The 23,585-nt window shown below is 67.9% G+C and carries 22 protein-coding genes; 14 read left to right on the forward strand and 8 right to left on the reverse strand.

All coding sequences use genetic code 11. The features are described from left to right. Positions 1-10 precede the first annotated feature (10 nt). Together B2869_RS15780 and B2869_RS15785 are read right to left on the reverse strand one after the other, a co-directional pair. Entirely contained in the window at positions 11-1,255 is a 1,245-nt protein-coding gene (locus B2869_RS15780) for a beta-ketoacyl-[acyl-carrier-protein] synthase family protein (protein WP_292768633.1), read from the reverse strand. After that, positions 1,252-2,730, reverse strand: coding sequence for a class I adenylate-forming enzyme family protein (locus B2869_RS15785; protein WP_292768635.1), 1,479 nt, complete (start codon positions 2,728-2,730; stop codon positions 1,252-1,254). Before B2869_RS15785 ends, B2869_RS15780 begins: the two co-directional genes overlap by 4 nt. A gap of 103 nt (positions 2,731-2,833) precedes the next feature. Here B2869_RS15785 and B2869_RS15790 point away from each other — a divergent pair, with 103 nt between their 5' ends. Next, the gene (locus B2869_RS15790) at positions 2,834-3,418 is read left to right on the forward strand and encodes a biotin transporter BioY (RefSeq protein WP_292768637.1); all 585 of its coding nucleotides are present in this window, start codon (positions 2,834-2,836) and stop codon (positions 3,416-3,418) included. Between the two features lie 1,380 nt (positions 3,419-4,798). On the opposite strand, the gene B2869_RS15795 is transcribed toward B2869_RS15790, so the two are convergent. Continuing rightward, positions 4,799-5,359: a hypothetical protein gene (locus B2869_RS15795; protein ID WP_292768640.1), complete on the reverse strand. Its 561-nt coding sequence runs from the start codon at positions 5,357-5,359 to the stop codon at positions 4,799-4,801. 209 nt (positions 5,360-5,568) lie between these two features. On the opposite strand from B2869_RS15795, the gene B2869_RS15800 reads away from it, so the two are divergent. From B2869_RS15800 to B2869_RS15825, 6 genes are all read left to right on the forward strand, one after another. After that, positions 5,569-7,005, forward strand: a complete 1,437-nt coding sequence (locus tag B2869_RS15800; protein WP_292768643.1) for a dihydrolipoyl dehydrogenase family protein — start codon at positions 5,569-5,571, stop codon at positions 7,003-7,005. A 177-nt stretch (positions 7,006-7,182) separates the two neighbouring features. After that, the gene (locus tag B2869_RS15805) at positions 7,183-7,485 is read left to right on the forward strand and encodes a DUF427 domain-containing protein (protein WP_021200122.1); all 303 of its coding nucleotides are present in this window, start codon (positions 7,183-7,185) and stop codon (positions 7,483-7,485) included. A 110-nt stretch (positions 7,486-7,595) separates the two neighbouring features. Then, the gene (locus B2869_RS15810; RefSeq protein WP_292768647.1) at positions 7,596-8,468 is read left to right on the forward strand and encodes an ABC transporter ATP-binding protein; all 873 of its coding nucleotides are present in this window, start codon (positions 7,596-7,598) and stop codon (positions 8,466-8,468) included. Next, positions 8,465-9,148, forward strand: a complete 684-nt coding sequence (locus B2869_RS15815) for an ABC transporter permease (RefSeq protein WP_021200124.1) — start codon at positions 8,465-8,467, stop codon at positions 9,146-9,148. The genes B2869_RS15810 and B2869_RS15815 overlap by 4 nt, the downstream gene beginning before the upstream one ends. Further along, on the forward strand, positions 9,145-9,870 hold the full coding sequence (locus tag B2869_RS15820) for an ABC transporter permease (protein WP_029258814.1): 726 nt from the start codon (positions 9,145-9,147) through the stop codon (positions 9,868-9,870). The genes B2869_RS15815 and B2869_RS15820 overlap by 4 nt, the downstream gene beginning before the upstream one ends. An 81-nt stretch (positions 9,871-9,951) precedes the next feature. Beyond that, positions 9,952-10,866, forward strand: a complete 915-nt coding sequence (locus B2869_RS15825) for an ABC transporter substrate-binding protein (RefSeq protein ID WP_292768651.1) — start codon at positions 9,952-9,954, stop codon at positions 10,864-10,866. A 63-nt stretch (positions 10,867-10,929) separates the two neighbouring features. Here B2869_RS15825 and B2869_RS15830 read toward each other — a convergent pair whose 3' ends face one another. Further along, complete coding sequence (locus B2869_RS15830; RefSeq protein WP_029258816.1) at positions 10,930-12,147, reverse strand: AI-2E family transporter; 1,218 nt, start codon at positions 12,145-12,147, stop codon at positions 10,930-10,932. A gap of 62 nt (positions 12,148-12,209) precedes the next feature. Between B2869_RS15830 and B2869_RS15835 the strand changes: the two genes are divergently transcribed. Both B2869_RS15835 and B2869_RS15840 read left to right on the forward strand, forming a co-directional pair. After that, positions 12,210-12,509 carry a chorismate mutase gene (locus tag B2869_RS15835; protein WP_021200128.1) on the forward strand — a complete coding sequence of 100 codons (300 nt, stop codon included), beginning with the start codon at positions 12,210-12,212 and terminating at the stop codon, positions 12,507-12,509. A gap of 164 nt (positions 12,510-12,673) precedes the next feature. Next, positions 12,674-13,840 carry an ROK family protein gene (locus B2869_RS15840; protein WP_029258817.1) on the forward strand — a complete coding sequence of 389 codons (1,167 nt, stop codon included), beginning with the start codon at positions 12,674-12,676 and terminating at the stop codon, positions 13,838-13,840. Between the two features lie 81 nt (positions 13,841-13,921). Here the strand turns inward: B2869_RS15840 and B2869_RS15845 are convergent, their stop codons facing one another. The 3 genes from B2869_RS15845 to B2869_RS15855 are packed head-to-tail and all read right to left on the reverse strand — an operon-like array spanning position 13,922 to position 17,098. Then, on the reverse strand, positions 13,922-14,848 hold the full coding sequence (locus B2869_RS15845; protein ID WP_021200130.1) for a carbohydrate ABC transporter permease: 927 nt from the start codon (positions 14,846-14,848) through the stop codon (positions 13,922-13,924). A 2-nt stretch (positions 14,849-14,850) separates the two neighbouring features. After that, positions 14,851-15,822 carry a carbohydrate ABC transporter permease gene (locus B2869_RS15850; protein WP_029264718.1) on the reverse strand — a complete coding sequence of 324 codons (972 nt, stop codon included), beginning with the start codon at positions 15,820-15,822 and terminating at the stop codon, positions 14,851-14,853. A 31-nt stretch (positions 15,823-15,853) separates the two neighbouring features. Continuing rightward, the gene (locus B2869_RS15855) at positions 15,854-17,098 is read right to left on the reverse strand and encodes an extracellular solute-binding protein (RefSeq protein ID WP_021200132.1); all 1,245 of its coding nucleotides are present in this window, start codon (positions 17,096-17,098) and stop codon (positions 15,854-15,856) included. A 325-nt stretch (positions 17,099-17,423) separates the two neighbouring features. Between B2869_RS15855 and B2869_RS15860 the strand changes: the two genes are divergently transcribed. From B2869_RS15860 to B2869_RS15880, 5 genes are read left to right on the forward strand one after another with little or no spacing between them, the layout of a single operon-like run. Next, the gene (locus B2869_RS15860) at positions 17,424-18,320 is read left to right on the forward strand and encodes an SIS domain-containing protein (protein WP_021200133.1); all 897 of its coding nucleotides are present in this window, start codon (positions 17,424-17,426) and stop codon (positions 18,318-18,320) included. Positions 18,321-18,344: 24 nt separating this feature from the next. After that, on the forward strand, positions 18,345-19,337 hold the full coding sequence (locus B2869_RS15865) for an ROK family protein (RefSeq protein ID WP_292768662.1): 993 nt from the start codon (positions 18,345-18,347) through the stop codon (positions 19,335-19,337). Beyond that, positions 19,334-20,278 carry a 1-phosphofructokinase family hexose kinase gene (locus B2869_RS15870; RefSeq protein WP_292768665.1) on the forward strand — a complete coding sequence of 315 codons (945 nt, stop codon included), beginning with the start codon at positions 19,334-19,336 and terminating at the stop codon, positions 20,276-20,278. The genes B2869_RS15865 and B2869_RS15870 overlap by 4 nt, the downstream gene beginning before the upstream one ends. Then, complete coding sequence (locus B2869_RS15875; RefSeq protein WP_292768668.1) at positions 20,275-21,129, forward strand: class II fructose-bisphosphate aldolase; 855 nt, start codon at positions 20,275-20,277, stop codon at positions 21,127-21,129. Before B2869_RS15870 ends, B2869_RS15875 begins: the two co-directional genes overlap by 4 nt. Then, entirely contained in the window at positions 21,129-21,905 is a 777-nt protein-coding gene (locus B2869_RS15880) for a DeoR/GlpR family DNA-binding transcription regulator (RefSeq protein WP_021200137.1), read from the forward strand. The genes B2869_RS15875 and B2869_RS15880 overlap by 1 nt, the downstream gene beginning before the upstream one ends. A 253-nt stretch (positions 21,906-22,158) precedes the next feature. On the opposite strand, the gene B2869_RS15885 is transcribed toward B2869_RS15880, so the two are convergent. Continuing rightward, on the reverse strand, positions 22,159-23,585 hold a 1,427-nt coding region (locus B2869_RS15885), incomplete at its 5' end, for a CHAT domain-containing protein (protein WP_292768671.1).

Consider the following 23,585-nt stretch of genomic DNA (forward strand, 5'->3'; position numbering starts at 1 on the left):
TCGGCGTGATTCATTCGCTCGCGGTGAGCAGCAGCGCCGCGTTGTGGCCGCCGAAGCCGAACGAAGTCGACAGCACGGTGCGGACCGGATGCGGTCTTTCCCTGTCTCGTACGAAGTCCCAGTCGTCGGCACACGGATGCGACAGATTCATCGTCGGGGGCAGCACCTGATCGCGGAGCGTCATCGCGACGATGACGGCCTCGACGACGCCGGCCGCACCGAGCAGATGTCCGGTCGTCGACTTGGTCGCGGTGAGGGGAACGGATGATGCTCTCCGGCCGAGCGCCTGCGTGAGCGCGACCAGCTCGGCCTCATCGCCCAGTATCGTGCCCGTGCCGTGCGTGTTCACGTGGTCGACCTCTGCAGCGTCCGCGTCGGCGTCGGTGAGGCAGGCGGCGATCGCTCTCGTCGCCCTCGCGGCGGCAGGGTCGGGCGCGGTGGCGTGATGTGCGTCGCTGGTCGCGCCGAATCCGGCGATCGTCGCGAGGGGCCGAATGCCGCGCTCCCGTGCGGCATCGGCGGATTCCACCAGTACGGCGGCCGCGCCCTGAGCCATGACGAAGCCCGTGCGGGCGCGGTCGAAGGGGCGTGAGGCCGACGAGGGGTCGTCGCCGAAGCCCGTCGCGACCGAGCGGAGGTTCGCGTGCGCGGCGAGGTGCAGCGGGTTGAGGCAATCCTCCATCCCGACGACCAGCACGGTGTCGGCGTAGCCGTGGCGGATCCGTCGAAGGGCTTCCCCGATCGCGACCGCTCCACTCGCGCAGGCCGCGGCGACCGCGTGGGTCTGACCGAGGAATGCGTACCGTCTGCTGAGCACGCCGGCGATCGCATCCGCCGTTCCGTAGGCGGTGAGCCCTGGCGGCACCCGGCGAGGTCCGTGCTCGCGCAGTGCATTCGCCGCGTGGACTGTCGCCGCCACGGGCCCGGATCCTGTGGCGACGATCACCTGTGCGGCATCCGTCTGCCAGGGCTGCCCGTGGACGCCCGCGTCGGCGAGTGCTTCATCGGCGGCGGTGATCGCCCACTGCTGCATCGGTGTGAGGTGCCGGGCGAGCGATGCCGCCAGATCGACCGGGGTGGTGAAGCCGCGCACCACTCCGCCGACCTGCACAGGGCGCGAGCCGGAGATCTCCGGAGGGAGGCGGGTGATGCCGCTTCGTCCCGCGCGCACAGACGCCCACGACGCCGGCACCGTCAGTCCGCTCGGTGTGACCGCGCCGACACCGGTGATGACCACGGATCGCCTGCCATTCATGCTCGCCCCTTTCCGAGCGCGACGAGATCCGCGACGGCGGCGCGACGGATCTTCCCGCCGGAGGTGCGCGGAAGCTCCGGCAGCGCGTACCAGCGGCGCGGAACGGATGCCGGGGCGAGATGCTGTTTCGCCCACCTGCGCATCTCCGCGGCGGGTGGGGCGACGCCTTCGGTGACCAGCACGATACGCGTGCCGAGACGCTCATCGCTCTCGGCGATCGCGCAACAGGCGCTGAGGCCCGGCATCCCTTCGAAGGCGCGGTCGACCTCGTCGAGCGCGACGGTGTGTCCGCCCGTGGTGACGACGTCGCCTCTTCGGCCGACGAACGTGAAGTCCCGATCGCGCAGTCGCCCTTGATCGTGCACGCTCGCCCAGCCATCGGCATCCGTCAACACCGTCGGTGTCATCCCTGGGAGGTAGTCGGTCGAGCAGGAGGGCGAGCGCACCCAGAGGCTGCCCAGCTCACCGGCGGGAAGGTCGGTGCCGGCGTCGTCACGGACGCGCGCGTCGACGTGCGGGTAGAGCCGGATGGCCCCGCCGCCGGCGCGGTCGTCGCCGATGAAACCGAGTTCGCCGGTGCCGAAGTAGCTGATCGTCCGGGCATGCGGGAGAGCCCGGGTGACGCCGGTTCGTGTCGATGCAGAGAGTGCCGCCCCTCCCGTGACGATGAGCTCGATGCCGTCGTACCGCCCTGGATGGCGGGGGGCGGCATCGACGAGGGCCGTCACCGCCGCAGGGATCGTGACGAGACGCGTGATGCGCTCGTCGTGCACGCGGGAGGTGAGCCACAGCTCGTCCAGGCTGTCGGCGACGTGCAGCTGACCACCCGTGGCGAGTACCTCGAACAGCGTGTACAGGGTCAGGCTGTACGACATCGGCCCGGGTGCGAAGGTCGTGACGCGGTCATCCGCCCCCAGGTATTCATGCGACACCTCGATGTTCGCCGCGTACTGCGCTCGCGTCTTCAGGAACGCCTTCGGCGCACCTGTCGTGCCCGACGAGGTCAGCAGCAGGAACGGGGCGTCGTCGGCGGGAACCTCCGGCTCCGCGGCATTCGGGGTGGTCGGGGCGAGGTCGGCGAGTCGGAGGACCAGTCCGCGCCATCCGCTCGCTCGGAGTGCCGTTTTGAGCGCAGGAGAATCAGTGATGAGGGCCGTCGCTCCGGTGGCGGCGATCAGTCGCATCTGCAGAGCGGTCGGCCATCGTTCATCGATGACGGTGAGAATGCGCGGGCCGGCCTCTACCGCGACGGAGATGCGTGCGATGTCGACGGCGGTGGACAAGCAGATGGCGACGATCGGTGGCAGGGCCGAGGGGAGATGCGGATGATCCGTGGTCGCGGCCATCATGAGCTGGCTCTCGAGAGTCGCTGAGATTCGACGGGACTCGGCGTGGAGTTCGCCGTACGTCAGGTGGGCATCGCGGCCGACGATCGCCGGCCGGTCAGGGTCGTCGGCCGCGATACGGTGCAGCATCGGGGAGAGAGACGTGACGACTCCTGGGGTGGGTTTGCGTGGGGAGGGCGGGCGTCCCTATTCTAATGAACACCGTTCAGGTGAACGGTGTTCAGGAGGATTCATGACCAAGCCCCGCGCCACCGACACAAGCGCCTCGCTCGGACGCATCGCGGTCTTCGCAGCTCTGATCGTCGTGCTCGGCACTGTGATCGTGCCCCTGCCGAGCGGCGTGCCGATCACGGCGCAGACCCTGGGGGTCATGCTCGCCGGACTCGTGCTGGGGCCGCGTCTCGCGCCGCTCGCCGTGGTCCTGGTGCTCGCGCTCGCCGCGGTCGGTCTGCCGGTGCTGGCGGGCGGTCGCGGCGGCCTCGGCGTCTTCGTCGGGCCGAGTGCCGGGTATCTCCTCGGCTGGATCGCCGGAGTCGTGGTGATCGGGCTCCTCATGCGCACGGGGCGCTTCACCTGGTGGCGTTCCGCGATCGCCGCTTTCGTGGGAGGGGTGCTCGTCGTCTACGCGTTCGGCGTCCCGGTGCAGGCGCTCGTGACCGGCGTACCGCTCGGACCCACCGCGCTGTCGAGTCTCGCCTTCCTGCCGGGGGACCTGATCAAGGTAGTGGCCGCGACGCTGGTTGCGGTCGCGCTCCGGCGGGCCTACCCGCGTGCGTTCGCCGATGGTCGGCGGGTGCGGACGGTTTCTGCGGTCTAGGAATCCGCGCAGCGGCCACGGGCTCGCGACATGATCACGCGCGTGGCTGACTGCTCCCATCGACACCGTGATCGCGGACTCACTCCAGTCGGACGCAGCAGGGTTGGACGAAGTCAGTATGCCGAGTGCATCAGGCTGGCTTCGATCGATGGGCGGAGCAGCCAAGAGACCTTAGTCGATTGGCAGGGCTTTGTCTGTCGGCCGAACGTCCTACAGACACGGAGGTTGCGGGTTGGCGATGCTATAGCTTCCAGTTACTCAGGGAGATAGCTCATGACGAAGAAGTTCTTGACAGTATCGTCACGCGGGGCGAAGGCGCTGATGGCCGAGGACGGTCACCAGATCGAAAGTGATACATTTCATTTATGATGGTGTGGATCGTGTATTTGGAAGAAACTCCTGGTTTCATCGGCGTTTTTGACGTCGAAAGCGACGCGTACGAATTCCAGGAAAAGTATGCGGCTGATAGCGGACTCTCAGTTCTGCTTACCCCTGTCTCTGTGCCTTATCGGGTTGCAGGGACAGATGGGCCTCTTTATTCGCAGTAGACGCTACGACTCTCCTACCGCGCGTCAAGCGGCTCGAGTGTCTAGCGGAAGTTTTAGTTGACTAGAAATAGGTATTCAAAGACGCGACACCGTCACCACCGTAAGTTCGGTTCTATTATCGCTGGATCTTTGATCCTCGGGATCGTAGCAGCCGGCGGCAGCCCGGCTTACGCGGCTTCATCAGGCAACGACGCGCCCGACCTCCCGCCACTCACAGCGGTGAGCTCGGCGGACGTTCCCGACGAGTACCTCGTCTACCCGGATGGAACACCACTTCCTGCTGATGCGGTGGTTATGACAGACGCGGAGATGGATGCACTTGGGTCGGACACGAGCATCGGCGCTCCTGAATCGACGCCAGGTGCGACCACGAGAGCGACGGTAGTAGGAAATTGTCATTTTGCGGTGGGACAAATGTGGAAGAGATCATCCGGACAGGGGTTCCCCTCCGGTTCAGTGGGCGCGAAGCCAGCAATCTCTAGTTGTTGGGGAGCCGTCACCAAGACGTACATCAGGTCCATCGTTTTCATGCATAACGGGTGGCTCTGGGTTCCCGTTACTGAAGCCTTCGAGAGTTTTGGCACGTGGAACATGGTGCAAAAAAGTGTCCAGTACAAATGCAATGGGACCGGGCAGCACACGTTCCGCGTTGTCTCGTATTTTAAATCCTCTGGGGCCAAGGATGTCACCGCTGCGTCAGCTCAGCTCAGCTCAGGCGATTACAAGCTCCAGTGCGGCTAAAGAACTGTCTGATCTCATGACGCGGTGAGCAATCGCTGCACTGAACCGCGAGCTGGCCCGTTACCCTCGAACTCGTCACCGTAATCTCGGACTACGAACGACGACTGCTCTCGAACAAGACGCTAGTCCACGCACTCGAGTCCGCATCAGCGGAAGTCGAGCGAGGCAAGATCGTCCCGGCTGAACGTCGACACGTCGCCGCTGACCAGCAATACGAAGAAGGCCCACGTTCGCACGTGGGCCTTCTTCGTGTTGCGGCGCGACGGGTGAGCCCCGCAACTTGCAGGGCGACACGGTACTGCCAGGTAGCCCACAGCGTCGCGGCGGCGGTCATCGACAGGGTCGCCAGTGCGTTACCGACAATCCAGGTCCAGTCATACAGGTGGAGAGTCTCGACGGCCGAGGTATTCCCGTCGAGGTAGCTGGTGAGCGCCGTGATGCCCATGGCCTCGACGCCAACGAGCACGAGTGCCAGAACACCGCAGACGATGACCATGACCTGGGTCGCGGTGGCGAGCTTGGTGATCGTCCGCAATACGGCCCGTTCGCTCCGTGGTGGCAGCCGGCTGGCGCCAGTCCACCACCATGTGGCCTCGGTGCCATCCGATGCCGGATACCAACCAGGCGGCGGGGGCGTGATCGCAGTGCTCATCGGCGGGCATCCTCGGAGATCGTGCGGCTAACAGCGCGCGAAGTGGATCTGCGCGCGGGGCCTCCGCCGCCGATCGAAACAACGAACCACCCTCTATGACCTGCCGCAGCCCCCCTCGCGCCACGCCGAAGGGAACAACTCACCCGTGACTCGGCGTTGCTCATGAGCGAGACTGGGCCACGTAACCGGCTCACGGAGAGGTGCGACGCATGAATGCTGCGGAGAAGACCGACGAGTACGACCTGATCGTGTTGGGCGGTGGTCCGGTGGGCGAGAACGTCGCCGACCGAGCCGTGCAGGGCGGACTCACCGCGATCATCGTGGAGAGCGAGCTCGTCGGGGGTGAGTGCTCCTATTGGGCGTGCATGCCGTCGAAGGCGCTGCTGCGTTCGGCGCAGGCGCTCCGCGCCGCGCAGCACGTGGGCGGGTCTTCGCAGGCGGTGACCGGAAAGCTCGACGTGCGCGCCGTGTTCGACCGTCGCGACTCGTTCACCAGCAACTGGTCGGATGACGGTCAGGTCAAGTGGCTCGACTCGGCCGGCATCGACCTGGCCCGCGGCCACGGCCGCATCACGGGTGAGCGCGAGGTGACCGTGACGGATGCCGACGGCGCGGAGCGCGTGCTCAAAGCTCGGCACGCCGTCGCGATCAGCACCGGATCGGACGCCGTCATCCCGCCCATCGACGGACTGCGCGAATCCACCCCGTGGACCAGCCGCGAGGCCACCAGCGCAGAAGAGCTTCCCGAGAGCCTGGCCGTCATCGGCGGAGGCGTCGTCGCCGTCGAGATGGCGACCGCCTACGCCGCACTCGGCTCGACCGTCACCGTGATCGCCCGCAGCGGTCTGCTCGGCGGAATGGAGCCCTTCGCGGGCGAGCGTGTCGCCGCAGGCCTGAAGGAACTCGGCGTGGATGTGCGCACCGGCACGGGAACGACATCCGTGCACCGCGGCGCGAACGGCGTGACCATCACCCTCGACGGCGGCGAGGAGATCACCGCCACCGAGGTGCTCGCCGCAACCGGCCGCTCGCCGCGCAGCGGTGACATCGGCCTCGACGTCGTGGGACTGGAGTCCGGCCGCTGGATCGAGACGGATGACACACTCCGCGTCCCCGGATCCGACTGGCTGTACGCGGTCGGCGACGTCAACGGTCGCGTGCTCCTCACCCATCAGGGCAAGTACCAGGCGCGCGCCGCCGGCGATGTGATCGTCGCCCGCGCCCAGGGCGAAGACGTGGACGACGCCCCGTGGGGTCGCCACGTCGCGACTGCCGACCAGGCCGCCGTCCCGCAGGTCACGTTCTCGATCCCCGAAGTCGGATCGGTGGGGCTCACCGAGGCCCAGGCGTCGAAGGTCGGCATCGCGGTGAAAGCTGTCGACTACGACCTGGGCTGGGTCGCCGGCGCGAGCCTCTACGAAGACGGCTTCGAAGGCCAGGCGCGGCTCGTGGTCGACACCGACCGCGACGTCGTGGTCGGTGCGACGTTCGTCGGTCCTGAGGTGGCCGAACTCGTTCATGCGGCCACCGTGGCGATCGTCGGCGAAGTTCCGATCGCCCGCCTCTGGCATGCGGTGCCGTCGTACCCCACGATCAGCGAGATCTGGCTGCGACTGCTCGAGGGGTACGGTCGCGACTCCGCGTGACCCGCGGAGGGAATCGATCCCGACATCGGGCCTGACCCGAATCCAGGGCAATCCGTTCTTCCGGTCGCATCGAACAGGATCCGGATTGTTTCTCATATTGACGGCCGCGGCGCAACCCTCACCCCCGATGTCCGCACCGTCTTATACGCTCATACCCACATCCGAGGAGGCAGGACCATGAAGGCTGTACTCGCAGGAACCGTCATCGCCGAAGCCGACGAGAGTGATCTCGCCCGCATCGAGGGGAACTGGTACTTCCCACCGGCGTCCATCACGCCCGGAGTGCTCGTCGAGAGCCCCACGCCCTACACCTGTCCGTGGAAGGGGGCCGCTCAGTACTACTCGGTGCAGACCGAGGGCGAGCTCCACACCGACTACGCCTGGTCGTATCCGAATCCCTACCCCTCCGCCTTCGATCGCGTGGGCAAGGACTTCTCCGGGTTCGTGGCGTTCGATCCCCGTGTCGAGGTCGGCCCGTAGCCATCTGAAGAGCCCCGTAGCCACCCGTAGCCATCTGAAGAGCCCCGTAGCCATCAGAAGAGCAACGACTCGTCCGCTCGCACATCGATCGACCGACTGGAGACCAGCCCATGATCGAGTTCCGCAACGTCACCAAGCGCTTCCCCGGCGGCGCCCTCGCCGTCAATGACTTCAGCCTCGTGCTGCCTTCGCGCAAGACCACGGTGTTCGTCGGCTCGTCCGGCTGCGGTAAGACCACTCTGCTCCGCATGATCAACCGCATGGTCGAGCCGACTTCGGGCGAGGTCGAGATCGACGGCGAGAGCGTGCTCCAGGGTGACCCGGTGGCCCTGCGTCGACGCATCGGCTACGTCATGCAGAACTCCGGCCTCATGCCGCACTTCACGGTCATCGACAACGTGGCCACGGTGCTGCGCCTGACCGGCGTGAAGAAGGCTGCCGCCCATAAGCGCGCACGGGTACTGCTCGACACGGTCGGTCTCGACCAGGCACTCGCCGAGCGGTACCCGAGCCAGTTGTCCGGCGGTCAGCAGCAGCGCGTCGGTGTGGCCCGCGGCCTTGCCGCCGACCCGAACATCCTGCTCATGGACGAGCCCTTCGGTGCGGTCGACCCCATCGTGCGGGCCGACCTGCAGCAGGAGACCCTGCGGCTGCAGCGCGAGCTCGACAAGACGGTCGTGTTCGTCACGCACGACATCGACGAGGCGTTCCTGCTCGGCGACCAGGTCGTCATCCTCGACAAGGGTGCGCGAATCGTGCAGGTCGGCAGCCCCAGCGAGATCATCGAGAACCCTGCGGACGACTTCGTCTCGGCGTTCATCGGCGCCGAACGCGGACGCCGTGCTCTGCACCTCAAGCAGACGCCGCACGGCACCGTGGTGGTCGACGGCGAGGGTCGCACCCAGGGGGCGATCATCGATGTTCCTGATGCCGTGACCGACGCGCTTCTGAGCGAGGAGAGCGCGACGAAGGGCGCTCCGTGAACTGGATCGGCGACAATCTCGGCCTCATCCTCGAGCTGACCGGGATCCACCTGCAGCAGAGCGCGATCGCCATCGTGCTCGGCTTCGTGCTGTCGTTGCCGCTGGGGTGGGTCGCATGGCGTTATCAGCTGGTGAAGGGGCCGGTCATCGTTCTCACCGGACTCCTCTACACGATCCCCTCGCTCGCGCTGCTGATCCTGCTCCCGTCCGTCGCCGGATATCCCGCCCGCAGCCCCGTGAACCTCATCATCGGCCTCACGATCTACGCGGTCGCGATCCTGGTGCGCGCGGTATCCGACGGCCTCGACTCGGTCGACCCCGCCATCCGGCAATCCGCGACCGCGATGGGTTACGGCGGCTTCCGCCGGTTCTGGACCGTCGACTTCCCGCTCGCCGGTCCCGTCGTGCTCGCCGGTCTCCGCGTGGCAGCCGTCAGCACCATCTCCCTCGCCACGGTCGGCATCCTGGTCGGGGTGAACAACCTCGGCTACCTGTTCACCAACGGCCTGCAGCGTCGCATCCTCGCCGAGGTGTTCGCCGGCGTCATCGCGGTGGTCGTGATCGCGCTCGTGATCGACCTGCTGCTCCTTCTCCTGGGTCGCGCACTGATGCCGTGGACGCGCGCGGCGAAGACGCCGTCGGCCGCACGACAGGCCGCCACCCTGAGGACCGCCGCATGAACGTGTTCACCGACGCCTTCGCCTGGCTCTTCTCCCCTGACCGCTGGGAGGGGCCGTACTCGCTGCCCATCCTGTTCGGCCAGCACATGTACTACACGCTGATCTCGGTGCTCATCGCCGGCATCATCGCGATTCCCCTGGGGTGGCTCATCGGTCACACCGGCAAAGGCCGTGAGATCGCGGTCGCGGTCTCCGGCGCGGCACGTGCCATCCCGTCTTTCGGTCTCATGGTGCTGCTCGTGCTGATCCTGGGCGTGCTCCGCGTTCCCGAGGCCGCGATCATCACGTTCGTGCTCCTCGCGATCCCCTCGCTCCTCGCCGGCGCCTACACCGGCCTCGAAGCCATCGACCGTCGCGTGCTCGACTCCGCGCGTTCGATGGGCATGACCGAGTGGCAGGTGTTCTGGAAGGTCGAGGTCCCGCTTGGTCTCCCGCTGCTCGTCGGCGGCATCCGCGCGGCTCTCCTGCAGGTGATCGCCACGGTCACGATCGCCGCATACGTGAACCTCGGCGGACTCGGCTGGCCGATCATCCAGGGCATTCCGCTGCGCAAGTTCGACCAGGTGCTCGGAGGGGCGATCCTCGTCGCGGTGCTCGCCCTGGTCGTCGACCTGATCTTCGCCCTGCTCCAGCACGCCGCCGTCCCCGCGGGGGTGCGCGCACCGACCACCACACGTCGCTCGCGCGCGGCCGCTGCCTCGCCGGCACCGGCCACCGCCTGACGCCCATCATCCGACTCATCCCACAGCCCTCACACCGTCCCACAGCACCATCCCCGTTGTCCCAGAGAAGAGGAAGTCCTCATGTTCACAGCACGTAAGTCACGACTCGCCCTTGCCGGTGGTGCCGCGCTCGCCGCGGTGCTCGTCCTCGGCGGCTGCGCGAACAGCAACCCGCTCGACGCCCCGAGCGAAGGCTCGAGCTCCGGCGGCGACACGATCGTCATCGGCTCGCAGGCGTATTACTCGAACGAGATCATCGCCGAGATCTACGCCCAGGCTCTCGAGGGGGCGGGGTTCAAGGTCGACAAGCAGTTCAACATCGGACAGCGCGACGCCTACATGCCCGATGTCGAGTCCGGCGCGATCGACCTGTTCCCGGAGTACACGGGCAACCTGCTCGAGTACCTCGACAAGGACGCGACCGCCACCAGCCCGGAAGACGTCTACGCCGCGCTGAAGGAGGCGCTGCCCAAGGGCCTGACGGCTCTGGACTACGCCGAGGCGTCTGACCAAGACACCTACACGGTGCTGAAGAGCTTCGCCGAAGAGAACGGCCTCACCACGATCGGCGACCTCTCGAAGGTCACGACCCCGGTCACGATCGGTGCCGCGCCCGAGTTCGAGCAGCGTCCGTACGGTCCGGCTGCGGCCAAGGAGGTCTACGGCGTCGATCTCGGTTTCTCGGCCACCGGCCCGACCACGCTCGAGTCGCTGCTCGCCGGTGAGATCCAGGTCGCCGACATCTACTCGGCCGACCCGGCCTTCCAGACCGAAGACATCGTCGCGCTCGAAGACCCGGAGAACATCATCCTGGCCTCGAACGTCGTGCCGATCGTCTCGAGCGACGTCGCCGACGAGATCTCCGACGTCATCAACGCGGTCAGCAAGAAGCTCACCGCCGAGGAGCTGGTGGGGCTGAACGTGCAGAGCACGGTCGACCAGAAGTCGGCAGAGGACATCGCCAAGAAGTGGCTGGCAGACAACAAGCTCAGCTGAGTCGTCACCCCGCAGAAGCGCCCGGCCCCCTGAGGGTCCGGGCGCTTCTGCGTTGCGGGCGGGTCAGATCCGGGCGTCCTGCTTCGGGACGAGAACCTGTTTGATGATGATGAGGATCGACGCGGTCACCGGCACGGCGACCAGCGCCCCGAGCAGACCGAGCAGCGTGCCGCCGGCGAGAGCACCGATCACGACGAGAGAACCCGGCACCGAGACCGCCTTGTTCATGACGCGAGGGGTGATCACGTAGGCCTCGATCTGCATGTAGACGAGGTAGATCGCCGCGAAGATCAGGGCGGCGATCGGGTTGGTGAACAGCGCCAGGCAGGTGCCGAGGATCCAGAACAGCACCGAGCCGACCAGCGGGATCAACGTGATGCAGAAGGCGATGGCCGCCATCAGCGGGGGGAACGGCAACCCGAGGAAGAGGTAGAGCAGGAACGCGAGCGTCGCGTTGCAGAACGCGAGCACGACCATGCCCATCACGTAGCCGCCGACCGAGTCGGTGATCTGGTCGGTGATGTCGCCGGCACGAGCGCGGTCGCGGGCGGGGGCGAGACGCAACAGACCCTGCTTCATCGACGGCAGCGACGCGAGGAAGTACAGCGTCAGCACGAGCACGACGATGGCTCCGGAGATGCTGGTGGCGATCGAAGCGCCCACGGCCAGGGCGCCGCCGCCGATCGTCGCGAGGTTGCCGAAGTCGGTGAGGAAGGACTGCACCTGGGCGACCAGTTCTTGGAACTGGTCGCCGAACTGGGCTTCGAGGGTCGCGTAGATGTCGCTGTGTGTGAAGTCCTTGATCATGCCGGGCACGGACTGCACGAAGCTCACGATCTGATCGATCACGACGGGAACGATCATCCAGAGCACGAGGGCGAACACCACGATGAGTGCGAGGATCGTGATGACCACCGAGATCACACGCGAGAGGCCACGGCGTTCCAGGAACCGTACGGCGGGGTCGAGTCCGAGCGCACCGAACAGGGCGAGGGCGATGTAGATGAGCACGGTCGACAGGTTCGACAGCGCGAGGCCGATCACGATCGCCCCGAGTCCACCCAGCGTCACGAGGAAGCCGAACACGAACGGGCGGTCGATGCGCGTCCAGAACGAACGGCTCGGCGTCGTCGGCTCGATCACGACCGGGATCGGAGCGTCTGCGACGGCCGGCACGGATGCGGGTGCGGCCTTGCGACGGCCGGTCGCCGGCGCGGCGGGAGTCGCGGCGGATGCGTCGTCGTCGTGGGGCGCGGATTCCGGCGGCTCTTCGTTGCTCATGTGCTCACGATAGCGGTGCCATGGATCGAAACCAGGATGTCACGCGGCTCTAGAGTAGGGGCATGACCGCCGCCGAGGACCCGAAGGCCGAACTGCTCCGGCTTCGCGCCACCATCGACAACATCGACGCCGCACTGATCTTCATGCTGGCCGAGCGCTTCCGCGCGACTCAGCAGGTCGGGCATCTGAAAGCGGAGCATGAGATGCCGGCATCGGACCCGAATCGGGAGGAACAGCAGGTCGCCCGGCTGCGTGCTCTGGCCGAGGAAGCGCACCTCGACCCGGAGTTCGCGGAGAAGTGGTTCAACTTCGTGGTGGCAGAGGTCATCCGTCACCACACCGAAGCGGCCGAGAGCCGCTGAGGAGGAGGAGCCGGACGGGCGACGGTGTGTGCAGCACTCGCCCGTCCGGAGCTTTGTGAGATTCATTGACCAACTAAGTTCAATGAATAAACTTAGGGAGAGACTACGGATCGCGCCACGATCTGTCAACAGCTCGCGACGGGCGAGCGTCGGAACGGGAACACATGCTCAGCACGGATGACGGCCTCGACACCCAGGCGTCTGTTCGGCGTGCGAACCTGCGCCGGGCTCTGCAGCTGGTCTTCCGGAATCCGGGCACGCAGACGCGTGCGGGCATCGCGAGGTCGACCGGGCTGACCGCCGCCACCGCGTCATCGCTGGTCGCCGAACTCATCGAGAACCGGCTGATCGTCGAAGGGGAGCAGGCGGCGAGCACCGGTGGCAAACGGGCGACCACTCTGAGCGTCGATGCGGACCATCACCTGATCCTGGTGCTGGTGATCCAGCCCCTGCACGCCGACATCGCTCTCGTGGCGCTCGACGGCACCGAGGTCGACCTCCGTCGCGTGAGCTACACCGCCGAGAACCGCGACCGCACCCTCGACGAGGCGGTGTCGGCCGTGGCGGAAGAGTTCGGCGGACGGCTCCTCGCCGCCGGCGTGCAGCTGCCGGGCACGACCGATGGGCGATCGGTGCTCGAGAGCGTGCAGCTCAAGTGGCAGAACGTCCCCCTCGCCGACCGGTTCGAGCGTGTGCTGGGAGCGCCCGTGCTGCTGATCAACGACGTCGACGCCGAAGCCATCGCCGAGGCGGGTATGGAGGAGTCGCCGTCCGGCTACCGCCTCTTCATCCATCTCGGCGGCGGTGTCGGCGCGGCCGTCACGCTCGACGGCGAGCTGGCTCCCGGCCCCCGAGACCGCGCGGGTGAGATCGGACATGTGCAGGTCGTGTTCGGCGACGCCGCGCGCGCCTGCCGATGCGGGCAGCGCGGCTGCCTGGAATCGGCCGCCGCTCTCGGGGCGATGCTCGGCGACGAGTTCTCCGACGCCATGGATGCCCCGGAGATCCGCGCGCTCGCGGCTCAGGCCGACGAGGAGCAACTCGATGAGGGGGCTCGCGCGCTGGCCAGAGCCGTCAAGCTCATCGGCGCGCTGCTCGACCCGATCGAGGTCGTCATCGGCGGCCCGGCAACCGAGCTCGGACCGCGCTTCCTCGATCGCGTGCGCCGTGAGACCGAGTACCCCGCCCGCGGCACGGCGCAGGTTCCGGTGCGCTACGCCGATCCTCGTGTGTCGCTCGCCGCCGGAGCCGCCCAGGCCGCACTGACGTCGGCGCTCGGCGTGCGCTGGAATCCCGAGCAGCTGCGCGCGGCATCGACGTCGCGCTCCTGACCGGCAGACGCACATCCGCCCGACGGGTGCTCCCATCGGGCGGATGTCGTCAAGCGGATGTCGACGCGCGGATGCGGAGGGCTACTTGACGCTGCCCGCCGTCAAGCCGCCGACGAGACGCTTCTCGATGAGCATGAACAGGATGACCACGGGCAGGATCGCGACGATCGAGACGCCGAACACGTACTGCCAGCTCGTCTCGTACTGACCGACGAACTTGGTCAGAGCGACCGACAACGGCTGGTTCTTGTCGGTCGACAGGATCACGAGCGACGCCGCGAACTCGTTCCAGCAGGCGACGAAGGTGAACACGATCGCCGTGACGATGCCCGGCCACACGAGCGGCAGGTTGATCTTGAACAGCACGGTGAAGCGCCCGGCGCCGTCGATCTGGGCGGCCTCGTCGACCTCTTTGGGGATGCCGGCGAAGAACGAGTGCATGATCCACACCGCGAACGACAGGTTGAAGGCCGCGTTGATGAAGATCATCGCGATCCAGGTGTCGCCGAGTCCGAGCACGGTGAACTGGCGGAACAGACCCGAGGTGAGCACGGCCGGCTGCAGCATCTGCGTGACGATGACCAGGAACAGGAACACCATGCGGCCGGGGAACTTGAAGCGCGCCGTGTAGTACGCCGCCGGAAGCGAGACCAGCAGGACCAGCAGCGTCGCGAACACGGCGATGACGATGGTCGAGATCAGGTTGTACGGCAGGGGCGTCTCGGGGGTGGACCACATCGAGATGTAGTTCTCCCAGTGCCACTCGATCGGGAGGTAGGTCGGATCGACCGACCGGATCTGCGACTTGGTCTTCACCGAGCCGAAGAACATGATCAGGTAGGGCAGCACGAAGATGGCGAGCACCAGGAGACCGGCGACGGTGCGCAGGATCACCCGGGGCAGCGTGACCTGGTCTTCGGTGTAGCGGCGCTTGCGGCCGGGCGTCGGCGGCGTGCGACGACCGCGGCCTCCGGCGGTGGTCACGAGCTCGGTCTCGGTCATGGTCATGATCAGACCTCCTTCATGGGCTTGACGATCTTCACGTACGCCGCGACGATCACGATGACGATGAGGAACGCGACCACCGACAGGGCGCTCGCGACATCGACCTTCTTCTGCAGCTCGATGTATTTGAAGATCAGGGTCATGATCGTGTCGGCGCCGTAGCCGGGGATCGACCCGGTCATCACCTTCAGGATCGGCAGCGAGTTGAAGACGTTGATGATGTTGATGAGGATGGCCACGGCCAGAGCGCTGCGCAGCTGCGGCAGCACGATCGACCAGTAGGTGCGGGCAGGGCCGGCGCCGTCCATCTTCGCCGCCTCGATCGCGTCGGCCGGGACCGACTGGAGTCCGGCGAGGATCGTGTAGGTCGTGAAGGGGAGCGACACGAAGATCGCGATCACGATCGACCAGGTGAAGGCCGTCGCGGGGTTCTTCGTCCAGCCGTAGCCCACCGCGTCATCGGAGAGCCCGATGTCGTAGAGGAACTTGTTGAAGATGCCGAAGTACGGCTCGAGGCTGTAGTAGAACACCATGGTCGTCATCACGACGGATGCGGCCCACGGCACGATCACGGCCATGCGCACGAGCTGGCGCCCGGGGAAGGCCTTGTTCAGGATCTGCGCCAGACCGAGCGAGATCACGACCGTGAGGGTCACGACCGCGACCACCCACACGATCGTGCGGAAGAAGATCGGCCAGAACTCGGTGAACGTGAAGACCGTGACGAAGTTGTCGAAGCCCACGGACCCCTTGTCGAGGCCCGACAGGGAGATGTCACGCGTCGAGTTGAAGAACATCACCCCGGCGGGGAACAGCACGACGCCGATGATGAGCAGCAGCGCCGGTGCGATCCACGGCAGCGCTTGGAGAAGATCCTTTCCGCCCGGCCTGCCACGCGTGGCATCCGGGGTCTTCGGAGTGCGGGGGCGGCTCTTCGCCGCCCCCGCGAGGTTCGAGGACTCTGTCTTCTGGCTCATTCGGGTACCCGAACCTCTCCGATCAGCGGGCTCAGCCCGCGTCGACCTGTGCCTGGATCTCGGTCAGCACGTCCTGTGCCGGCTTCGACTGGATCTGACCGAACAGCGACTTGAACGCACCGTCGGCAGCGGACCACTTCGGGTTCGTCGACGGGTAGAACTGCGCGTCGGGCAGCACGTCGAGGAACGGCTTGAGGGCCTCTTCGCCGGAGAGCTGCTCGGCGCCGGACTTGGTGACCGGCAGGAAACCCTCGGCCTGCACCCACGGCACGTAGACGTCGGCGGAGTAGTAGTAGTCGAAGAACTTGGTGATCGCCTCCTGCTTGTCACCATCGTTCTGGAACGCCATCAGCTGGTCCATGACGCCGAGGGTGAAGGGCGAGCCGTCCTTCGTCGGGATCGGAACGATGGAGTAGTCCAGGTCGGGGTTGTTCTCCTTGATCTGGCCGACCGTCGGCGGGAGGCCGACCTGCATGCCGATCTTGCCCTGGATGAAGATGTCCATCAGGGGGGAGCGCTGCGTGGAACCCGGGTCGGCCTGCGTCGCACCGGCGTCGATCATCTTCTTGATCTGCTCGGCACCGGGGAGGTTCTCCGGGGTGTCGATCGTGATCTCGGAGGCATCGCCGAACGATCCGCCGCCGCCCCACAGCCACACGGCCGCTTCTGCCTGCGCCTCTTCCGATCCGAGTGGCATGCCGTAGCCGGCGACACCGCCGCCGAGTGCGGACACCTTGGTGGCGGCATCCAGCAGCTCATCCCAGTTGGTCGGCGCCTCGACGCCGGCCTGGTCGAGCAGCGCGTTGTTGACGAACAGGGCGCGCGCCGAGGCGATCATCGGCAGCGCGTAGGCGGTCCCGTCGACCTCGGCGTTCTTGAGGAACGACTCCTGGAAGTCGGAGTAGGTGTCGTCGGAGACGACGTCCTTCGTCGGGTAGAGCAGCTCATCGCCGACGAAGCCCGCGAAGGGTCCGCCGTTGTAGATATCCGGTGCCTCGCCGGCCTGGATCTTGGTGGAGACGACCTTCTCGAGGTTGTCCCACGACTGCACCTCGAGCTTGACCTTGATGTCGGGGTTGGCCTTCTCGAACCCGTCGATCACCGTCTCCCAGTTGGCCTTGGTGCCGTCGGAGTAGCTGGGGACGAGGAGGTCGAGGGTGGTCGAGCCGTCCCCGCCTCCGCTGTCGCCGGACGAACCGCCGAACCCGCACGAAGCGAGCGAGAGCGTGGCGACGGCCGCAATGGCGGCGGCGCCGAACCGCAGTGACTTCTTCATGTGTATTGCATTCCTCACTGTGATGTCCGAACCCTCGGCGGCAGGGCCGCTTCGGGAGGGGGTGTGGTGCACAGTCGCAAGCACATCACGCGACAGTGCGTGGGTGATCGTTTCGCCATGAGGCAGCCGCGATCGTTCAAGCCGGGGCTCGGGGCTCTCGACTTCGGCCGGGGTCGACGTCGAGGGTGGAACTCGTCTGATTATTTGTCAGGAGAACAAACAAATCAAGGTAAAGCTGTTGGTGTTGTGATTCGACGCCATACTATGATCGAATTAGGCTTCAAACGATCACAAGTCTGCAACTTATCGCCAGAAAGGCACCTCGATGTCCGAATCGCTGCCCGGCGCACACATGCGCGAAGAACTCAATTCCCAGCCGGAGATGTGGGCGCGGGCGGCCGATCTGAAGGCCGAGCAGGCTCTGCTCCCCGCATCGGGGGCCCGCATCGCCGTCGTCGGATGCGGTACGTCGTGGTTCATGGCGCAGTCGTACGCCGCGTTGCGCGAGTCCGCCGGTCAGGGTGAGACCGACGCCTACGCGGCGTCCGAGGCCTTCCTCGACCGCGGATACGACGCCGTCGTCGCCCTCACCCGTTCCGGGACCACGAGCGAGGTGCTCGAGCTCGTCGACCGCATCAAGGGGCGCATCCCGACCATCGGAGTGATCGGCGATCCGGATTCGCCGCTCGTCTCGCTCGCCGACGAGGCGGTGCTGCTCCCGTTCGCCGATGAGCAGTCGGTCGTGCAGACGCGATTCGCGACCACCGCGCTGGCGCTCTTCCGGGCGTCGCTCGGCGAAGACCTCTCCGGCGCCATCGCCGATGCCGAGGCCGTGCTCGCCGAGGACGGCGACGACGAGCTGCGCGACGCGGAGCAGTACACGTTCCTCGGACGCGGATGGACGATCGGCCTCGCCCACGAGGCCGCGCTGAAGCTGCGCGAGTCCTCGCAGTCGTGGACCGAGGCGTACCCCTCGATGGACTACCGGCACGGTCCGATCGCGATCGCGGCCCCTGGCCGCGTCACCTGGCAGTTCGGCGAGGCTCCCGAGGGACTCGCTGCGCAGGTCGAGGCCACCGGCGCCCGCTTCGAGCAGCGGTCGATCGACCCGCTCGCCGACCTCGTGCGCCTGCACCGCACCGCGCTCGACCGCGCCGTCGCTCGCGGCCTCGACCCCGACCAGCCCCGCAACCTCACGCGATCCGTCATCCTGGATGCATGACGCAACCCGCCGCCGGAGCTGACCATGACCCGAGCTGACGGGACGGATGCCGTTCCCGACGTCGAGCGAGACGCGACCGGTGAGAAGCTCGCCGCCGTGCGCACGCTCGGCGTCGGTGCCCCCGTGCTGGCGTTCGACGTGGGCGGCACCGACATCAAGTCGGCCCTGTTCGACGCCGACGGCACCGCCCTCGGACTGCGCCGCACGCCCACGCCGATCGCCGAGGGCGACCGCACGCAGGTGCTGCTCGAGCGTCTCGAGGTGCTGGCCGAGGAGCTCCGCGCCGCGCACCCCTCTGTCGTGCCGCAGGCGGTGGGACTCGTCGTGCCCGGGATCGTCGATGCGGATGCCGGCTTGGGCGTCTTCGCGAGCAACCTCGGCTGGCACGACTCGCCCTTGCGCGACCTCGCCGCTGAACGCCTCGGGCTGCCCGTGGCCTTCGACCACGATGTCCGTGCCGCCAGCTGGGCGGAACGCCGACTCGGTGGCGCGCGCGACTACGCCGATTCGGTGGTGCTCGTGATCGGCACGGGGATCGCCGGTGCGCTGCTGGTCGGGGGCGTCCCGTACACCGCCGGCGGTTACGCGGGTGAGATCGGGCACTCCCCGATCGCGGACGGGCCGATCTGCGCGTGCGGCGCACGCGGTTGCCTCGAAGCCGTCGCCTCGGCCGGTGCCATCGCCCGGCGGTATCGCGCGGCGACCGGGATCGCTCCGGACGGAGCGAAGGACGTGATCGCCCGCGCGGCGGCCGGCGACGAGGTGGCCGGGGAGATCTGGAACTCCGCGCTCGACGCGCTCACGATGTCTCTGGCTCAGCTCACCGCCGTCGTGGCGCCGGAAGCAGTGGTCATCGGCGGCGGACTCTCCCGCGCCGGCGGCGCCCTGTTCGATGAGCTGCGCACGCGCCTGGCCGCCCGGCTCAGCTTCCATCGCATCCCGGCGCTGGTCCCCGCCGAGCTCTCCGGCAACGCAGGGCTGCTGGGTGCCGCCCTCCGCGCACGGGAGCTCACATGATCCTCACCGTCACTCCGAACCCCGCCCTCGACCTCACCTGGCGCATCGATCGGCTCGTCGAGGGCGGAACGCACCGGGCGGATGCCGGGGCCGCTCGTGCCGGCGGCAAAGGACTCAACGTCGCGCGGGTGGCGCACGCCGAGGGTGCGGACGTGCTCGCGGTCACCACCGTGGGCGGTCGGGTCGGTGAGGAGTTCGCCGCGGAGCTGCGCACGAGCGGTGTGCCGAACGCGCTGGTAGCGGTCGCCGCGGAGACCCGCCGCAGCATCGCGGTGGTCGATGAGGCGCTCGGCGACACCACGATCATCAACGAGCGGGGTGCGAATCCGACCGATGCCGAATGGGCGGCGCTGCTCGCCGAGGTCGTCGAACGGTTGTCGGGTGCGCGAGTGCTGGTCGTGTCCGGCAGTGTGCCGCCTGGCGCGCCGGAGTCGTTGCTCCCCATGCTCATCGCGGTGGGGAAGGACGCCGGAGTGCCGGTGATCGTCGACACCTCCGGACCCGCTCTGCTGCGCGCGGCGGACGCCGGAGCCACAGTGCTCAAGCCCAACGCGGCCGAGCTGGTCGAGGCCACAGGCATCGCCGACCCTGTCGAAGGGGCCCGATCGCTGATCGCCCGGGGCACCGAACTCGTCCTGCTCTCGCTGGGGGCCGAGGGCATGCTCGCGGTCACGGCGTCCGCACTCGTGCACGCTCGCCTCGGCGAACCCCTCGCGGGCAACCCGACGGGCGCCGGTGACGCCGGGGTCGCCGCCTGCGCCGTGCTGTACGCCGAGGGGGTGCGCGATCCCGAGCAGATCCTTCGCCGGGCCACCGCCTGGTCCGCCGCCGCGGTGCTGACCCCGCTGGCCGGCGACATCTCGTCGCGCTGGACGGAGCTCGAACAACAGCTCCGCATCTCGCATCCCCATCCTGAATCGTTCCGGAAGGACCCTTCGTGACCCTCGTCTCCGCTCGCGACCTCGTCTCCGCCGCTGCCGCCGAAGGCACCGGCATCGGCGCCTTCAACGTGATCCACCTCGAGACCGCCGAGGGGCTGGTGCGGGCCGCCGCCCTCGCGCAGCTGCCCGTCATCCTGCAGATCTCGCAGAACTGCGCCGACTATCACGGCGGGCTCGAGCCCATTGCGCTCGCCACGCTCGCGGTGGCCAGGCGCGCGCAGACGCCCGTGGCTGTGCACCTCGATCACGCTGAGCGGCCCGAACTGGTCGACGAGGCCATCGCACTGGGCTTCGGCTCGGTCATGTTCGACGGCGGCGCCCTGCCCTACGACGACAACGTGGCTCTCACGGCGGAGGTCGCCGCCCGTGCCCGCGAGGCGGGGGTCTACGTCGAGGGCGAGCTCGGCGAGGTGGGGGGCAAGGACGGGGCGCACGCTCCGGGTGTGCGCACCGACCCCGACGAGGCGCGTGCGTTCGTCGCGGCCACCGGCGTCGATGCGCTCGCGGTCGCGGTGGGTTCCTCGCACGCGATGACCGACCGCACGGCGTCCCTCGACCTCGACCTGATCGCACGACTGCACGAGGCCCTGCCGGTGCCGCTGGTGCTGCACGGGTCCTCCGGCGTCGCGGATGCCGTGATCGCCGACGCCGTGCGGGCGGGCATGACGAAGATCAACGTCTCCACGCATCTGAACGGGTTCTTCACGCGGGCGGTGCGCGAGAAGCTCGACGCCGATGAGCGTCTCGTCGACTCCCGCAAGTACCTCGCCCCCGCCCGCGACGCCCTCGCCGGTGAAGCGGCGCGGATGTTGCGGATGTTCGCGCTGCAGCCGGCGGAATCGGTCGCCTGATGAAGCGGGCGGCTCGGCTGAACGCGATCCTCGACCTCCTGGCCGCGAAGGGCGAGGTCACGGTCGAAGAGCTGGTCGAACGGTTCGAGGCCTCGTCGGCGACCACACGCCGAGACCTCGACACCCTCGCCGAGCAGCGCCTGCTCACCCGCACCCATGGCGGTGCGGTGGCGCAGACCGTCGCCTATGAGCTGCCCATCCGCTACAAGAGCCACCTGCGCACGCACGAGAAGGCGAGCATCGCGCAGACCGCCGCCGGCCTGGTCGCCCCCGGCATGGTCGTCGGACTCTCGGGCGGAACCACCACGACCGCCATCGCCGCAGCGCTCGCCGCGCGCGACGACCTCTCGGGCAACGGCGGCATCACGGTCGTCACCAACGCCGTGAACATCGCCGCCCAGCTCGCCACCCGCCCCGACATCAAGGTCGTCGTCACCGGCGGCGTCATCCACTCGCGCAGTTACGAACTGGTCGGCCCGTTCGTGGAGCAGCTGCTGCGCGGGGTGCGGCTCGACATCGCCTTCATCGGCGTGAACGGGATGGACGCCGTCGCCGGTGCGACCACGCAGGACGAGCGCGAAGCCGCGGTGAACCGGATGATGGCCGAGCGGGCCCGGCGTGCGGTCGTGGTGACCGACGGCAGCAAGCTCGGCGTGGAGGCGTTCTCGACGGTCGGCGGCGTCGACCTCTTCCCGACCGTCATCACGGACGCCGGAGCGGATCCCGAGGTGCTCGCCGCCCTCCGCGCGGCCGGATACGCGGTGCTGGTCGCCTGAGCCCGGACGCTGTCGGACACCCCAAGGGCCCCGACGTCCCCAGATCGTCGAGGCCCTCTGAGGGTGTCGCGGCTGCATGCCGCGACGCCCCCGAGCAGATGGTGTCCGTGTCGTACTCGCGCTCCCCAGTGCGCCCGATCCCCAGATCCGACTGCGCCTCCCTCGCGCCTCACCCTTCGAGGCCCTTCGCATGGCACCTTCCGAAGAACAGGAGCGTGCGGCATCGGTTCTGATACACCGAATGGAGGAAAAGTCAGAATCCGTTTCCATGACACTGGAACGGCGCGTTCACGCCGGTGTCGACCGCGGCCCTCGCGAGCGCGACGGCCGGTGCGGCACCCGCGGAGAGACCGGTGTGCACAGCGCTGAGCAGATCGCCGGCCACATCATCGGGGACCGCGACGGGGGCGGCGATCACGCAGTCGGCACCGGCGTGCAGCCACACCCGCGTCATGCCCAATGCCTCCTCGCCCCAGCGCACCGACGAGCGTCCGAGCTCACAGGCCGAGAGGATCACCGTCGCCGGGACCCGCGGAATGAGATCGACGTCGTAGCCGAAGAGGATGCCGTCGGCGAGCTCGAATCCGGAGAACAGCGGGTTGTCCACCGCGTGCCTGCCGTGCGCCGCGATGTGCAGCACATCGGTGGCTGCGGCGAGTTCGGTGACCGCGGCGACCGTCGCCTCCCCGGTCAGCAGGGTCTGCGGTGCCACCCCGGCGCGTCGCCAGGCCGCCGCTGCCCGTTCGACCTCGTCACCGGCGCGAGCGACACGCGGGCCGGCGGCGAATCCGACCGAGGCCGGTCGCGTGATCGTGCGGGAGGGGCCGGCCAGCAGGCGCGAGACGGATGTCGCGAGCGTGAACGGGGTCCCCGACATGCCGGAGAGCATCGCCCACGGAACTCCACCGAGCGCTCCGGGTACCGTGATGGCCAGTCTCGCTGCGGACGGCGCGGCGAGCAGCAGCGGCGCGAGGAGCTCGGCGTCGAGGATCGCCAGGCGCGAGGCGAGCGCCCTTTCGGTGACCTCGCCCATCAGGCCGCCACGGGTCAGGGCGGCCATGTCGAGGTCGGCGCGGAGGCCGTCGAGCGCCGACTGCACCCGCGACCAGGACAGATCGACGACGGTCGCTCCGGTGGCCGTCACCACGACCGCATGCAGATCGGTGCCGGTGAACACGTATGACAGGACGGCAAGGTCGGGATCGAGCAGCGCCATCGCCTCCGTGAGTCCGAGCCGTTCGCGCGTGCCGCCTGAGCCGGTCGCCGCCCACTGTCGTTCGCGCACCCGATCACGGAGGGCGCGCACCCTCGCATCCGTCGTCCAGTCGGCGCCGGCCAGCTCGGCACGGAGCATGCGCAGTTCCGCCAGATCGACCGCGAGGGATTCGTCGTGCGGGGGGCGCACGGGGGCGACCTGCTGGCTGAGGTGCCGCGCACGCTCCGACCACTCGAACAGGAGGGAGGGGTCGCGCCGTCGAGCGGCCGCGGAGAGTCCAGCGAACATCAGGTCGCTGCCGTGCATCGCGACCGACGCCTGCAGGTCGAGAGCGCCGAACGACTGCTGCCAGGCGGTGAGCAGATCGAGGCCATCGGCGGCTGCCCGCAGGGCATCGCGGTCGCGACCGGCGGCTGCGGCGCGAGCGGCGCGCACCTCGTGTGCACGCAGGCGCAGGGGCGTCG

The organism is Microbacterium sp. UBA3486, assembly GCF_002377845.1.
Lineage (GTDB): Bacteria > Actinomycetota > Actinomycetes > Actinomycetales > Microbacteriaceae > Microbacterium > Microbacterium maritypicum_A.

What these genes read in the sequence shown, in the direction of transcription:
- B2869_RS15790 (WP_292768637.1), top strand. Translation starts at nt 2,834, where the DNA reads ATGACCAAGCCCCGCGCCACCGACACAAGCGCCTCGCTCGGACGCATC.
- B2869_RS15845 (WP_021200130.1), bottom strand. Translation starts at nt 14,848, where the DNA reads ATGACCATGACCGAGACCGAGCTCGTGACCACCGCCGGAGGCCGCGGT.
- B2869_RS15865 (WP_292768662.1), top strand. Translation starts at nt 18,345, where the DNA reads ATGACCCGAGCTGACGGGACGGATGCCGTTCCCGACGTCGAGCGAGAC.
- B2869_RS15870 (WP_292768665.1), top strand. Translation starts at nt 19,334, where the DNA reads ATGATCCTCACCGTCACTCCGAACCCCGCCCTCGACCTCACCTGGCGC.
- B2869_RS15800 (WP_292768643.1), top strand. Translation starts at nt 5,569, where the DNA reads ATGAATGCTGCGGAGAAGACCGACGAGTACGACCTGATCGTGTTGGGC.
- B2869_RS15855 (WP_021200132.1), bottom strand. Translation starts at nt 17,098, where the DNA reads ATGAAGAAGTCACTGCGGTTCGGCGCCGCCGCCATTGCGGCCGTCGCC.
- B2869_RS15880 (WP_021200137.1), top strand. Translation starts at nt 21,129, where the DNA reads ATGAAGCGGGCGGCTCGGCTGAACGCGATCCTCGACCTCCTGGCCGCG.
- B2869_RS15830 (WP_029258816.1), bottom strand. Translation starts at nt 12,147, where the DNA reads ATGAGCAACGAAGAGCCGCCGGAATCCGCGCCCCACGACGACGACGCA.
- B2869_RS15820 (WP_029258814.1), top strand. Translation starts at nt 9,145, where the DNA reads ATGAACGTGTTCACCGACGCCTTCGCCTGGCTCTTCTCCCCTGACCGC.
- B2869_RS15785 (WP_292768635.1), bottom strand. Translation starts at nt 2,730, where the DNA reads ATGCTGCACCGTATCGCGGCCGACGACCCTGACCGGCCGGCGATCGTC.
- B2869_RS15850 (WP_029264718.1), bottom strand. Translation starts at nt 15,822, where the DNA reads ATGAGCCAGAAGACAGAGTCCTCGAACCTCGCGGGGGCGGCGAAGAGC.
- B2869_RS15840 (WP_029258817.1), top strand. Translation starts at nt 12,674, where the DNA reads ATGCTCAGCACGGATGACGGCCTCGACACCCAGGCGTCTGTTCGGCGT.
- B2869_RS15810 (WP_292768647.1), top strand. Translation starts at nt 7,596, where the DNA reads ATGATCGAGTTCCGCAACGTCACCAAGCGCTTCCCCGGCGGCGCCCTC.
- B2869_RS15835 (WP_021200128.1), top strand. Translation starts at nt 12,210, where the DNA reads ATGACCGCCGCCGAGGACCCGAAGGCCGAACTGCTCCGGCTTCGCGCC.
- B2869_RS15825 (WP_292768651.1), top strand. Translation starts at nt 9,952, where the DNA reads ATGTTCACAGCACGTAAGTCACGACTCGCCCTTGCCGGTGGTGCCGCG.
- B2869_RS15860 (WP_021200133.1), top strand. Translation starts at nt 17,424, where the DNA reads ATGTCCGAATCGCTGCCCGGCGCACACATGCGCGAAGAACTCAATTCC.
- B2869_RS15795 (WP_292768640.1), bottom strand. Translation starts at nt 5,359, where the DNA reads ATGAGCACTGCGATCACGCCCCCGCCGCCTGGTTGGTATCCGGCATCG.
- B2869_RS15805 (WP_021200122.1), top strand. Translation starts at nt 7,183, where the DNA reads ATGAAGGCTGTACTCGCAGGAACCGTCATCGCCGAAGCCGACGAGAGT.
- B2869_RS15780 (WP_292768633.1), bottom strand. Translation starts at nt 1,255, where the DNA reads ATGAATGGCAGGCGATCCGTGGTCATCACCGGTGTCGGCGCGGTCACA.